Source organism: Micromonospora mangrovicola (genome assembly GCF_047200535.1).
Lineage (GTDB): Bacteria > Actinomycetota > Actinomycetes > Mycobacteriales > Micromonosporaceae > Micromonospora.
Genome location: NZ_JBJZOG010000009.1, coordinates 1 through 12798 on the forward strand (window position 1 = coordinate 1; position 12798 = coordinate 12798).

Genomic DNA, 12798 nt, shown 5'->3' on the forward strand with positions numbered 1-12798 from the left:
ACGTGCCTACCGGGCGTGGTTACTTCCCGCCGTCGGCCCGGAACGCCACCCAGGCGTCGCTCATCCGGTCCGCCTGTCCCGCAGTGAACATGTTCATGCAGGAGTCCTGCGTGTAGTCCATGAAGTTGTGGATCGGGTCCAGCCCGGGCGCGGTGCAGGTGTCCGCGCCCACCGGGCAGTTGAACTGCGGCCCCGCCTCCCGGGGCGTGTCCGCGACGTAGTCGCCGGAGGCGGCGCACCCGTGCGCGAAGGTGTGCTCCAGCATCAGCCAGTGCCCGACCTCGTGCGTCAGCGTGTCACCCTCGGCGTACTTGCCCGCCGTCCCGCCCGGCATCGACTCGTCGAGCATCACGACGCCGTCGATGTAGTCCCGGCCGTTGTTGTAACCCTTCGGGAAGTACGACCAGCCGAGCAGCCCGCCGCCGATGTTGGCCGCGTACACGTTCAGGGTGCGGGCGTCGCCGGTGTACAGCGCCTTCTTCATGTCCCGCTCGTTCTTGCCCGGCACGACCGTGTACCAGTCGCTGCTGATCGTCCACGTCGTGTCGACCAGCGAGAAGCGGAACGGCGTGTCGGAGGCGTCGGCCGCCGTGCGGCCCGCGAACGAGTCGTTGAGCACCGTCATCTGCGCGTCGATCAGGGTGTTCCACCTGTTCGTCTCGGCGGCGCTGAGGGGGTGGTCGGAGATCATGTGGAAGATCGTGGGCACGGTGACGCTGCCGTCGGGCAGGCGCGGCGAGTCCTTGATCACGCCGTAGGCGTTCGCCTCGTTCTTGGAGTACAGCTCCGGCTCCTGCGCGGTGGCGCCTTCGCTCACCCGCGCCGCGCTGTGCCCTCCGGCACCCGGCTCACATGCCGTCACACCCGCGGAGGCGGTGACGGACGCCGCCGTACCCGCCGCTGCGGAGGCTCCACCGGCGGCCAGGAATGTCGCAGCCGTGGCGGTCAGGGCCGCCAGTTGGAACGTTGATCTTTTGCGCATCGTTCCCCTTTCGCATATGGGTGATGGAGTGGTCGCGGAGCGCGATGGACGTGGGGTGCTGCGATGGGGTCACCGCCATCGTCGTCCCGCTATCAGACCACGTCACCGGCGTTGGCAACAGACCTCAAGATCGGGACCGCGTCGGCGCGCCCTACGGCTGGGTGGGCCCCTGCTCGGCCGCGCCTCCTGCCGTCGGTCGCGCACCGGCCTCGTCGCGCGTGACGGGCGGTTCCCGGCGCCGCTCCCGACCTCGACCGGCGCTGCTGCTGCAGAGACGGAAGCGGGCTACCGTTTGCGCGCCACCCCGGCCCAGTAGTAGGCGGCATAGGGGTCGGCGGGAACCTCACCGTCGGGTCGCCAGGCCATCACGGGCGCCATCCCCGGCTCGATGAGCTCCCACCCGTCGAAGAACCGCTCGACCTCGTCCCGCGTACGCGGAACCAGCGTCATGCCCCCGTGGGTGGCCGCCGCCACCGCGGCGCCCATCTCCTCGGGGTTGAAGTCCTGGGTGGGGTGACTGATCGCGAGACAGCTGCCCGACGGCAGCGCGTCCATCAGGGTCCGCACCCTGGCTGCCGGTGCCTCGTCATCGCCGAGCAGCATGAGAACGGCGATGAGGGTGAGGGCCACCGGCTGGGTGAGATCGAGGGTGCCGACGAGCGTGGCGTCGGCGAGGATCGCCTCCGGGGCGCGGAGGTCGGCGTGGATGTAGCGGCTGCGCCCCTCCTCCGTGCTGATCATCAGCGCCCGGGCGTGAGCCAGCACGATGGGATCGTTGTCGACGTACACCACCCGGGTCTCGGGTGCGATCGACTGGGCGACCTCGTGCAGGTTGGGGCGGGTGGGGATGCCGGTGCCGATGTCGAGGAACTGCCGGATGCCCCGATCGGCGACAAGGTGACGAGCCACCCGGTGCACGAAGCGCCGGTTCTCCGACGCCATCTGCCGCAGCGTCGGGATCGCCTCGAGCATGGCCCCGCCCACCGCCCGGTCGACCGCGAAATTGTCCTTGCCGCCGAGCCACCAGTCGTAGACCCGGGCGGAGTGGGGGATGGTGCTGTCCACGGCCGGCGGGCCGGCCTCCTCGGTCTGCGCACCGCTACCCGACACGGCGGTCTCCCTTCAATAGATCGCCAGGGAGTCCAAGATAGACGTTTCAGGCGTCTCCCGTGACCCGAGGCGGAGTGCGCTGCTCGGGGAGGGGTCGTGACGGCGAGCGTTGAGGCGGGGCCGTTCGAAACCGCCGGACCGGGCGCCACCCGTACTCGGCGGCGGTCATGGCAACGGTCAGGAGACCGCAGCCCGCACCAGCTCGACGACCTTCTTTGCCACCGCAGGGCTCCACTTCCGCAACGCGTACGACACCGGCCACAGGTCCCCGTCGTCGAGGTTGGCCGAGTCCTGGAAGCCCAGGGTCGAGTACCGGTAGTTGAACTTGCCCGAGTCCTGGAAGAAGACGACGATCTTGCCGGCCGCGTTCGCGTAGGCGGGCATCCCGTACCAGGTCTTCGGCGACAGCTCCGGAGCGGTGGCGGTCACCGTCACATGCACGCGCTCGGCCAGCGCACGATCCTCCGGCGCCATCTGCGCGATCTTGTCCAGGAGCGTCTGAAGCTCGTCGGCCCTCTTGGCGCCCTTCTTGCCCTCGGCGCGCAGCTCGGCGGCGCGCTCCTTCATCGCGGCACGCTCCTCGGCGCTGAAGCCTTCGGACTCGGTGGTGGCATTCTTCGCGGACATTCTCGGGCTCCCCTTCGCTGTGCCAGGCTCGGCGTCATGCCGGCCACCTGGGAAAAGGCTAGGCCCGGCGACACCCCTGGCGCTTCTCGGATCCTGATCAGCTCAACCGGCCCGCACGAGGCGTCTTCGCCGTACGGGAAGGGCCCCTTGTCGACAAGGAGCCCTTCCACGTACCTCAGTCGAGCAGCTCGGTCACCGTGCCGGCGGCCACGGTGCGGCCGCCCTCCCGGACGGCGAAACCGAGCCCGACATCCATCGCGACCGGCCTGCCGAGCTCCACCCACAGGTCGACGGTGTCGCCCGGCAGGACCATCGTCACGTCACCGAGGTCCACCGATCCGACCACGTCTGTGGTGCGGAAGTAGAACTGCGGCCGGTAGTTGGCGAAGAACGGCGTGTGCCGCCCGCCTTCGGCGGTGGTCAGCGCGTACAGCCTGGCCCGGAACCGCTGGTGCGGCGTGACGCTGCCCGGCAGCGCCACCACCTGGCCCCGCTGCACCTGGTCGCGCTTGAGCCCGCGCAGCAGCACGGCGGCGTTGTCCCCGGCCTCGGCGGTCGCCAACGACTTGCCGAAGGTCTCCAGCCCCGTCGCCACGGTCGACAGCGTCGGGCCGAGGCCGACCACCTCCACCGGGTCGCCGACCCGCAGGGTGCCCCGCTCGACCGCGCCGGTCACCACGGTGCCCCGCCCGGAGATCGTCAGCACGTTCTCGATCGGCATCAGGAACGGCTCACCGAGCTCACGGGGTGGCACCGGGACGTACCGGTCGACCGCGTCGAGCAGCTCCACGACCGACGACATCCACCGCGGGTCGCCCTGGAGGGCCCGCAGCGCCGACACCCGTACAACGGGCACCTCGTCGCCGGGGAACCCGTACTCGGACACCAGCTCCCGCACCTCCAGCTCGACCAGGTCGAGCAGCTCCGCATCCTCGACCGCGTCGGCCTTGTTCATCGCCACCACCAGGTACGGCACGCCGACCCGCCGGGCGAGCAGCACGTGCTCGCGGGTCTGCGGCATCGCCCCGTCGAGCGCGGAGACGACCAGGATCGCGCCGTCGACCTGCGCCGCCCCCGTGATCATGTTCTTCACGAAGTCGGCGTGACCGGGCATGTCCACGTGGGCGTAGTGCCGGGTCGCCGTCTCGTACTCGACATGCGCGATGTTGATCGTGATGCCCCGCGCCACCTCCTCCGGCGCCCGGTCGATGCCGTCGAAGGACACGAACCGGTTGACGGCGGGCTCGCGGTCGGCGAGGACCTTGGTGATGGCGGCCGTCAGGGTCGTCTTGCCGTGGTCGACGTGACCCATCGTGCCGATGTTGAGGTGCGGCTTCGCCCGCACGAACTGGCTCTTGGCCATGATGAAACTCCACAGTGGAAGCAAACTGGCGGACGACGAACGCGGGCGGGTGCCACTCCGCGGAAAACCGCGCCAGAACCGCACGTCACGGCGCGCCTCTCAGGGGCAGCGCCGGAGCACCGGGCCACCCTCCTCCGTGGTCCTGCCGCAGCGGGAGGAGGGTCAGCCTCGGGTATCTGCCAGCCACCCGCACACGCCGGCGGCGCCCGGCAGGTAAAAACCTGCGGGCCGCACAGAGCCGACGGTGCCGAACATGGCGATCACGCTAGCCTCGAACGTCCCGTGGAGCGACCGATATTCCTGCCGCCTGTGCGGCACCGATCGCGCCTCAGCCCTGGCGTCGTGGGGGTCGACCACGCGCGTCGCAAGATGGCATATGCTGCCGCCGCGTCCGGGAGAGAGAGATTCACATGCGGCGGTGGTGGCGGCTCGTGGGGTTGGCGGTGGCGTTGGCAGTTGCCCCTGCGGGGTGCGGTGAACCCGCCGGTTCAGACGGCGACCTGGTCGATGACTGGCCGGCGTTCGGCCCGGTTGTGCAGTTCGCGCCCAACGTGGGTGACTGCAGCAAGCTGGGAGTGGTCACCCCGATCACCTACTCGCCTGTTGACTGCGGGCAGTCGCACAGCGCGGAGACGTTCCATCTGGGCACGTTCACCGGTGCACTGGCCGGCCGGCCGGCCGACGCCGCCGCCGGCGGATTCGGCGGTGATCACTCCGGCCTTCGCAGAGTGTGACGCCAAGGCGACAGCGTTCGTCGGTGGTGACTGGCGGGGTGCCCGGCTGGCAGTGCGGGTGGTGCCGCCCTCGCCCGACGGATGGGCGGGCGGTGCCAGGTGGTTCAAGTGTGACCTGATGGTGCAGCCCACCGTGGAGCCACGCGTGTACGGCGGTCGGACCCACGATGGAGTGATGCCGTATCGCGGCACCCTGCGCGATGAGCTACAGGGTGCGTCGCCGCTGGGGTATGGCTGCCTGACGGAGGACAAGTGGGAGGAGCTTCAGCAGACCTCCTGCACTGCAGCCCATGAGTACGAGTACGTCGGGACGTGGATGGCGCCGGACGGCTCCTACGAGGACGCGGATCGCGACGTGAAGGCGATCCACGGTCGGTGCCGCACGCTCGTCGCCAGGTACGCCCATGTACCGATCGATCGGACGCTGCCCTACCGCATGGGCACGCGGTTCCAGTTGCCGGCGACCGATGCGTGGGCGCGGGGCGACCGGCGCATCCGCTGCTTCTACTGGTCGGATCGAAGAAAGGTGAACCGGTCGATAGAGGCGGGCGGCCCGAAGGTCCTGCCGATCAACTGACCCCAGTTCGCTCACGGCACCGAGTGCGGTGTGGTGTGTCGAGATGCAGAAGGGCACCGGGTAACCAGTGCTGGTCGTCGTCCGGCACGACGATGGACGCCAACGGCGGTGCCGGTGCGACCGTCCGCTGCGGCGCGGCGGCGAGGTCCTCGCTCGGCGCGGCGCCGGGGGTGTGGCTCAGCCCGAGCGCCGCCGACACCCCAGGCCACGCCCGCGCCGAGCAGCAGCAGGACGATCGCGGCGGCGAGCAGCGAATACGGCCTCCGGGCCGGCGTGTCGCGAACCACGTTCGCATCGTAGTGGCGCTCCGGCCCGCAGCCCCGATCACGTGACGGCTGGGCGACGTCGGCGGCGTGCACTCATTCGGACGCGCCGCCGGCCCCGACGGAGTCCTCGCCGTGCCGTATCGCGCTCCGTACCTGTTGATTCGCCGACGTCGGGTCGCAGCCGGTGGCGCGGAGCAGGTCGCTCGCGGCGGTGCGGAGCTGGGTCACCACCGCCGCTCCGAAGTCGCTGACTCCCCGGGCCTGGGCCCGGCCGCCGTCCTGCACCGCCTCGCGGATCTTCTGCTGGGTGCGCTCGGCGACGCTCCCGGCGCGGTGCTCCCGGCGCAGGAGTTCGACCGCGTCGGCGAGACGGCCGACGCCGGTGGGCAGGTCGGCGGGGACCGGCTCGTCGTACTGCAGCGCCATCGCCGATCGGCGGGCCAACCCTCGGCTGTGCTCGATGACCCGTTCCAGGTACACCGTGGCGCTCGCGAACCGCTCCACGTCCTGACGGCGCCGCCAGCGGGCGGGCGCCAGGCTGACCACCTCCTGGGCGCCGCCGATTGCCTGGTGCAGTCTGTCCAGGTCAGCTCCCATGCCGCGCAGGGTGTCCAGCACTCGCACCGCCCGCTGCTGGTCATGCGTCGCCAGTGCCGCGGAGATCTCTCTCAGCTGACCGGCGAGGCACTGGTAGATGGGAGCGGCGTCGCGATCGAGGATCCGCATCGGGTTGATCGGTAGCAGCAGCGCGACCACCACGAGGCCGACCACGCCACCGAGCGTCGCCTCGACGATGCGCGGCCATTCCAGGTCCTTCTGGACCGGAGCCAGGGTCGCGAGCAGCACTGCCGTGCCGCCGGCCTGCCCGACCGCCGACCCGCTGCGCCCGAACAGCATGAGCGTGGCCAGGATGGCGCATGCCACGACGGCTCCGGTCTGCCAGAACCCGGTACCCAGAACCGCCAGCAGGAAGTCGGTGACGGCGATGCCCAGCCCGACGCCGAGGAGCAGTTCGGCGGTGCGGCGGGCCCGCTGGCCGAGCGCGGCGACGATCGTCCCCACCGCGGCGGAGGGCGCGAAGACCGGCGCGGGGTTGCCCAGCACGTTGTGGCCGATCCACCAGGCCAGGGCAGCGGCGAATCCAGCCTGCAGGGAGATCACCAGAGCGACCTCGAACTGATGCAGCCGCAGCCGTCCGGCCCGGCCCCCTCGACCTCGAATCCGGGCCGCACCGGCCCGCACGTGCTCGGTGCCCCGATCACGCCGTGACCGGTCGACGTCGGGCCGCCGGTCATCAGCACTCACCGAGCACTCGTACCATGCCACCGCTGAAGGTATCCGGTGAATCATGCTCAAGTACCGCAAAGTTGACGGTCGCCGCCGGACCGTAATCCGGCCCAGGGCCGCCGCAGCGGCTTGCGGTCAGCGGGGGTGGGGCGGCCCGATCGTCACCTCGGCGAGGTAGACGCAGGTGCGACCCTCGTGCGACGAGTAGTAGCTGACCCGCAGCCGGTCGTCGTGCCAGACCAGGCCGGGGTAGCTGGTGTCACCGCCGGAGGGCAGGGCGAGCAGCTCGGTCAGCTCGCCCCGCTCGGCGTCGACCGCGCAGATCGCGGTGCGCGGGCGGCCGTCGAGCAGGCGTACCCCGGCCACCAGCCGACTGTCCGGCAGCCGGAGCAGGGCCGGCCCACCCACCTGCACTCCGAGGTCCGTCCAGTGCCAGTCCCGGTACGGCGGGCGGGCCCGGCCGACCTGGGCGGTGGCGCTGCCCCGGTCCCGGCGCAGCAGGCAGACGGCCGTGCCGTCCGGCTCGAAGACCAGGCCCGACTCGTTCGGGTAGCCGCCGGTGAACAGGGTCTGCACCACCGGCTGCAGGTCGACCCCGTCGCCGCTGCGGTAGAGCCGGACGAACCGCGGCTCCCGGGTGGCGTAGCCGACACCGTACATCGCGTCGTCGTGCCACGCCGCCCGCCACAGCCAGACGTCCTCCTCGCCGACCGCTGTCGGGTCACCCCAGCGGTGCCCGTCGGGCGAGAGCCACGCCATGGTGCGGAACGACTTCGTGGCCTCGCCGCTCACCGCGACGGCGTACAGGTGCAGCCGGCCGTCGGGCCGGGCGACGAAGCGGGGGTCGCGCAGGTCGCTGCCGTCCCGGCGGAGCACGGCCGCGGAGGTCCAGGAGCGACTGTCCGGCGAGGCGAGCACCCGGATCACGCCGTCATCGGAGACGTGGGAGGTGCCTTCCCGGAAGGCGCAGAACCAGCCTGCGCCGTGCCGGACCAGGTCGGTGAAGGCGCTGTGCGGGGCGGTGTCGCCGATCCGGCTCACCGCCGTGACCTCGGCGTCCATGGTGCGGCCGAGCGGTGGCGGGGTCATACGCGGCGGCCTCCTGGTACGTCCGGTCGGGTCGACCACGCTAGGGCCCGCAGCCGACGGGCCGGCGGCCCCGCGGCGAACGCCGGGCGAACATCCCCCGCTCCACCCGGCCGATCCGAGCCTTCACCCGCATTGCTGCGAGACCGGCGGACGAAGGTGCGGACGCGGTGCGGCGCCCCCACCTTTGTGCTGCGGGAACGCCGACCGACGCGCTCAGGCCAGGACGTGACCGATCAGGTTCGCCCCGACGGCCAACGCGGTCACGTGGGACGTTCCGCTCCGGTCTGCTCGCTCACCATGAACTCCGCGTACCAGTCGGGCCAGCTCGGGTCCGTTCTGCCGGTGCGCTTCTCGTGCTCGCCGTGAGCGGCAGCCGCGCGCCGCATCGCGTTCGCCAGGTCGTCCGCCGAGCCGAACGACGTCGTCGCCGCCTCGACGCGCCCGGGAAGCCGCGCCGTGACCTCCTGCAGCAGCCACATGTTGCCGTCGGGATCGGTGAACGAGGCACGCGACAGGTAACTGCGGCGCTCGGGATCCGGGCCACTCACCGGGCCGTCCGGACCCACGTGGAACACGCCCCCACCTCGATGCCGGCGGCGACCAGCGCGTTCCGGCCGCCTCGAGGTCGGACACGATCAGGTACGCCTCGGCTGAACCGGGCGCGGCCGACGTGAGATCCGGGCCGAACTGGACCGAGCACCCGGAGCCGTGCGGCGTGAACTGGGCGATGCCAGGTGGCGTCTGATCTTGCCGCCACCGCCGGCGTCATACCTGTCAGACCGCCCCACCGAGCTCCCGCGGGCGGCACCGAAAGCGGCAGCTCTGTAGGGATGCGGTCTGGCGCGCTCTCGGCTGGACCGCCGGTAGGCCGAGCCCCGATTGCAACCGTACTGCTTCCGCACCGCCAGTGACCCCGCTACCGGAACTGTCTCCGCACGTGATCTGATCACGCTTCCGCTGAACGGCGCCGAGGTCCGCTGATCCGCCCTGGGCGCGTCTTTGCCACGAGCGCCCGGTGCGCGACTCGGGCAGGACGAGCGGCGCAGGACCGGCCGCCGGGTCCGGGAAGGCGGGCGCCGCAAGGTCCGCGTGGCGCGGGCATGGTCGCGGACGGAAAGGGTAGGTCAGGCCCGCCAGTAGGACCGCCCGAGGAGGCTGCGCCATGCCGGACACATCGCGCACCAGGTCGAACGGTGACCAGGTGCCGGCCGGTGACGGCTTCGCCCTGGTCGAGTTGTTCACCTCCCAGGGCTGCAACAGCTGTCCTCCGGCCGAGGATCTACTGTCCGAGATCGCCCGCGACGCCCGAGATCGGGGGCAGCCCGTGTACGCCCTCGGTTTCCACGTCGACTACTGGGACTACCTTGGTTGGGTCGACCCGTTCGGCAGCGAGGCGCACACCCTTCGGCAGGAGGCGTACGCACGCGCGCTCGGCTCCGGCGGGTTGTACACGCCGCAGATGATCGTCAACGGCGCCGTCGAGTTTGTCGGCTCCGACCGGCGGCAGGCGTCGTCGGCGATCACGTCCGCTCTGACGGCGGCAGCTCCGACGCCGCTCACGCTGTCGGTGGAGGACGCGCACGGCGGGCACCGCGTGGTGGTGGACTATCAGGCCGAGCGGCCGCCGGAGCGGGCGGTGTTGAACGTGGCGGTCGTCGAGCGCGGCCTGGAGAACGAGGTCCCTCGGGGGGAGAACGCCGGGCGGAGGCTACGTCAGGACAACGTGGTGCGCGCCTTCACGTCCGCGGATCTGAATCTGACCCGCGGGCGCGTGGAACTCCAGGTGCCGCAAGATCTGGATCCGCGACACGCCTCGGTGGTCGGCTACGTCCAGAACGACGATGACCGGTCCATCGTCGGTGCCGCGGCCGTCGACGTGCCGGCGGTACGAGGGAGATGATCATGCAGCTTCCTCCCGTCACGGTCGAGCGGTGGGTGAACTCGCCTCCGCTAACGCTCGACGATCTGCACGGCCGGGTGGTGTTGATCGACATCTGGGAGTACACCTGCATCAACTGGATCCGCACCGCGCCCTACGTCAAGGCGTGGCACCGCGACTACGCAGACCTGGGCCTGACTGTCGTCGGCGTGCATGCCCCGGAGTTCCGGTTCGGACGGCAGCCCGAGAACATCGATCCGGCGATCCGCGACCACGGCCTCACCTACCCCGTCGCGCTCGACAACGACTTCACCCTCTGGCGGGCCCTCGGCAACGATGCCTGGCCTGCGAAGTACCTCTTCGACGCGGCCGGACGACTCGTCGAGCGGTGGATCGGGGAGGGCGACTACGACCGGGTGGAGTCGGAGATCCGTCGCCTCCTCGAGATCAGGGCGCCCCGCACCGAGCTGCCGCCGGTGAGCCCCGAGGTCACGGCGTTCACCACCGCCGGGCAGCCCTCCTACCTCGGCATCACGCCGGAGACCTACCTCGGCGCCGAACGGGCGGAGCCGGGCACGTTCTCCCTGGCCGGCGACTGGCACGACAGCGGCGAGTACGTCGAACTCGGCAGCGGCACCGGTCAACTCACCCTGCCGTTCAACGCCGGCGAGGTGAACCTGGTCATCGACCCGGGACCGGCCGGCCGCGCCGCGATCCAGGTACTGCTCGACGGGCAGCCGATCGGCGGCGAGCGCGGCGCCGACGTCGGCCCGGACGCGGCGGCGCAGATCGACCGCGCGCGCATGATCCGGGTCGTCGCCGGTGCGTCCCGCGACGACCATGAGCTGACCCTCGTGGCCGGCCAGTCCGGCTTGCGCGCCTACGTCTTCACCTTCGGCCCATAGGACCGTCCTGATGTTCGAACCCGAGAACGGGAAAGGGGAACGATGAGCGGCACGGCGACTGAGAAAGCGATCCTCGCGGGCGGCTGCTTCTGGGGGATGCAGGATCTCATCCGGAAACGACCGGGCGTGATCAGCACCAGGGTCGGATACACCGGCGGCGACGTGCCGAACGCGACGTACCGCAACCACGGCTCGCACGCCGAAGCTGTCGAGATCGTCTTCGACCCCGACAAGCTCTCCTACCGGGACCTGCTCGAGTTCTTCTTCCAGGCCCACGACCCGACCACGAAGGATCGTCAGGGCAACGACGTGGGAACCAGCTACCGGTCGGCCATCTTCTACTGCGACGACCGGCAGCGGCAGGTCGCCGAGGACACCATCGCCGACGTCGACGCCTCCGGCCTCTGGCCGGGCAAGGTGGTCACCGAGGTGAGCCCCGCCGGCCCTTTCTGGGAGGCGGAGCCGGAACACCAGGACTACCTGGAACGAAATCCCGGCGGTTACACCTGCCACTTCGTCCGCCCGGACTGGAAGCTCCCCCGCCGCGGGGGAGTGGCCGCCTAGCATCCGGCCGGTCACGCCGATGCCGGTAGCGCTGCGGAGCCCGCGGTCGGTGGTCAGGCTGCCCCGCGCCGTACGCGGGCCGATCCGGGTCGCCGGCCTGCCACGACCAGTACCGGTCACCGGACGGGCGGACCGATGAGAGGCAAGCCCGGTGACCTGCTGCGCAAACCTGGGGAGGCCCAGCAGGCGACGTTCCTGGAACTGTTCTTCGACCTGGTGTTCGTCCTGGCGCTCAACCAGCTCTCCCTGGCGCTGGTTGAACATCTCACGTGGGGCGGTGCCGCGCAGGCACTGTTGCTGCTGCTGGCCCTCTGGTGGGTCTGGACCAACACCGCGTGGACAACCGACCTGTACGACCCGCAACAGCCGGCGGTACAGCTGCTGGTCATCGCCACCATGCTCGGCACCTTCCTGATGGCCGTCGCGCTGCCCGACGCATTCGGCCGCACGAGCCTGGTGTTTGCGGGGCTCTACGTCGCCATGCACGTCGGCCGCCATCTCTTTTTCGTGCTCGCCCTGCGCGGCCACCCGCTGCAGCAGAGAACCGCACGGCTGCTGTTCTGGTTCGGTCTGTCGGCCGCGCCGTGGATCGCGGGCGCGTTCGCACCCGGGGCGGCGCGAGCGGCGCTGTGGGCGGTGGCCGTGAGCATCGACTACCTCGCCGGCGCGATTCGCTACCCCACGCCGCGGCTGGGTCGCGCACCCGCGCGGGAGTGGCCGATCGTCGCCGAGCACCTGGCCGAGCGATACCGCCTGATGTTCATCATCGCGCTCGGCGAGCTGGTCATCGTCGCCGGTCAGACGCTGCACAGCAGCGGGTTCGCGCCGGACCGGACCGCGGCGGCCGTGGTGTCGTTCGCCACCACGGTGTTGCTGTGGCGGATCTACATCTACCGTGCGGCGGAGGTGCTGCCCGCCGTCATCGCCATGGCCGCCGACCCGGACCGCCTGGCCCGGTGGGCGTTGTTCGCTCACCTGCCCATGGTGGCGGGCGTCGTCGTCACCGCCGTCGGCGTCGAGTCCGTCATCGCCCATCCGTCGGGGCACACCGAACCGGCCTGGATCGCCGTCATGTACGGCGGGCCCGCGCTGTTCCTGGCGGGACTGGTCTTGTTCGGATTCGAGGTCTTCGGCCGGATCTCCGGGGACCGGCTGATCGGGCTGTTCGTCCTGGCGGCCCTGGCACCGGTCGCGTTCCTGCTGCCACCGCTGCTGGCGGCCCTCGCAGTCACCGCAGTCCTGGTCGGGATTGTCCTCGCCGACGCCCGCCCGGGACGCCACCGGGGCAGGCGGCCCGGACAACCCGCCTGACCGGCGTCCGTGACAGGGTGGCGCACCGTTCGATCGCGGTGCCGACAGCCCCGGTGCGGCCGCCCTCCTGCGTGGTTCCAGAACAGCGGGGGAGGGGCGGCGTC

General features: G+C 70.9%; 13 protein-coding genes. 6 read left to right on the forward strand and 7 right to left on the reverse strand.

All coding sequences use genetic code 11. The annotated features are described in order from the left end of the window. Positions 1–19: 19 nt before the first annotated feature. The 4 genes from ACL02O_RS05815 to tuf form a co-directional block, all read right to left on the reverse strand. A complete protein-coding gene (locus ACL02O_RS05815; protein WP_412816908.1) occupies positions 20–817 on the reverse strand; it encodes a zinc metalloprotease in 798 nt (265 codons plus the stop codon). Between the two features lie 450 nt (positions 818–1267). Continuing rightward, a complete protein-coding gene (locus tag ACL02O_RS05820) occupies positions 1268–2092 on the reverse strand; it encodes an SAM-dependent methyltransferase (RefSeq protein ID WP_412816909.1) in 825 nt (274 codons plus the stop codon). 177 nt (positions 2093–2269) lie between these two features. Continuing rightward, complete coding sequence (locus ACL02O_RS05825; RefSeq protein WP_412816910.1) at positions 2270–2719, reverse strand: iron chaperone; 450 nt, start codon at positions 2717–2719, stop codon at positions 2270–2272. Between the two features lie 175 nt (positions 2720–2894). Then, a complete protein-coding gene (gene tuf / locus ACL02O_RS05830; protein WP_412816911.1) occupies positions 2895–4082 on the reverse strand; it encodes an elongation factor Tu in 1188 nt (395 codons plus the stop codon). A 431-nt stretch (positions 4083–4513) separates the two neighbouring features. Between tuf and ACL02O_RS05835 the strand changes: the two genes are divergently transcribed. Further along, positions 4514–4816, forward strand: coding sequence for a hypothetical protein (locus ACL02O_RS05835; protein ID WP_412816912.1), 303 nt, complete (start codon positions 4514–4516; stop codon positions 4814–4816). Next, complete coding sequence (locus ACL02O_RS05840) at positions 4788–5393, forward strand: septum formation family protein (RefSeq protein WP_412816913.1); 606 nt, start codon at positions 4788–4790, stop codon at positions 5391–5393. Before ACL02O_RS05835 ends, ACL02O_RS05840 begins: the two co-directional genes overlap by 29 nt. A gap of 359 nt (positions 5394–5752) precedes the next feature. Here the strand turns inward: ACL02O_RS05840 and ACL02O_RS05845 are convergent, their stop codons facing one another. The 3 genes from ACL02O_RS05845 to ACL02O_RS05855 all read right to left on the reverse strand — a co-directional run bounded on the left by ACL02O_RS05845 (position 5753) and on the right by ACL02O_RS05855 (position 8610). Next, positions 5753–6820: an FUSC family protein gene (locus ACL02O_RS05845; RefSeq protein WP_412816914.1), complete on the reverse strand. Its 1068-nt coding sequence runs from the start codon at positions 6818–6820 to the stop codon at positions 5753–5755. Positions 6821–7081: 261 nt separating this feature from the next. Continuing rightward, complete coding sequence (locus ACL02O_RS05850; RefSeq protein ID WP_412816915.1) at positions 7082–8035, reverse strand: exo-alpha-sialidase; 954 nt, start codon at positions 8033–8035, stop codon at positions 7082–7084. 260 nt (positions 8036–8295) lie between these two features. Then, positions 8296–8610: a hypothetical protein gene (locus ACL02O_RS05855; RefSeq protein ID WP_412816916.1), complete on the reverse strand. Its 315-nt coding sequence runs from the start codon at positions 8608–8610 to the stop codon at positions 8296–8298. 626 nt (positions 8611–9236) lie between these two features. On the opposite strand from ACL02O_RS05855, the gene ACL02O_RS05860 reads away from it, so the two are divergent. From ACL02O_RS05860 to ACL02O_RS05875, 4 genes are all read left to right on the forward strand, one after another. Continuing rightward, positions 9237–9935, forward strand: a complete 699-nt coding sequence (locus ACL02O_RS05860; protein ID WP_412816917.1) for a DUF1223 domain-containing protein — start codon at positions 9237–9239, stop codon at positions 9933–9935. Positions 9936–9937: 2 nt separating this feature from the next. Then, entirely contained in the window at positions 9938–10819 is an 882-nt protein-coding gene (locus tag ACL02O_RS05865; protein ID WP_412816918.1) for a redoxin domain-containing protein, read from the forward strand. A gap of 42 nt (positions 10820–10861) precedes the next feature. Further along, the gene (gene msrA / locus ACL02O_RS05870) at positions 10862–11383 is read left to right on the forward strand and encodes a peptide-methionine (S)-S-oxide reductase MsrA (RefSeq protein ID WP_412816919.1); all 522 of its coding nucleotides are present in this window, start codon (positions 10862–10864) and stop codon (positions 11381–11383) included. Positions 11384–11518: 135 nt separating this feature from the next. Beyond that, positions 11519–12694, forward strand: coding sequence for a low temperature requirement protein A (locus ACL02O_RS05875; protein WP_412816920.1), 1176 nt, complete (start codon positions 11519–11521; stop codon positions 12692–12694). Positions 12695–12798 lie beyond the last annotated feature (104 nt).

Excerpts from the sequence above, each read along its gene's own strand:
- ACL02O_RS05825 (WP_412816910.1), bottom strand. The coding sequence starts at position 2,719 with ATGTCCGCGAAGAATGCCACCACCGAGTCCGAAGGCTTCAGCGCCGAG.
- tuf (WP_412816911.1), bottom strand. The coding sequence starts at position 4,082 with ATGGCCAAGAGCCAGTTCGTGCGGGCGAAGCCGCACCTCAACATCGGC.
- ACL02O_RS05850 (WP_412816915.1), bottom strand. The coding sequence starts at position 8,035 with ATGACCCCGCCACCGCTCGGCCGCACCATGGACGCCGAGGTCACGGCG.
- ACL02O_RS05865 (WP_412816918.1), top strand. The coding sequence starts at position 9,938 with ATGCAGCTTCCTCCCGTCACGGTCGAGCGGTGGGTGAACTCGCCTCCG.
- msrA (WP_412816919.1), top strand. The coding sequence starts at position 10,862 with ATGAGCGGCACGGCGACTGAGAAAGCGATCCTCGCGGGCGGCTGCTTC.
- ACL02O_RS05875 (WP_412816920.1), top strand. The coding sequence starts at position 11,519 with ATGAGAGGCAAGCCCGGTGACCTGCTGCGCAAACCTGGGGAGGCCCAG.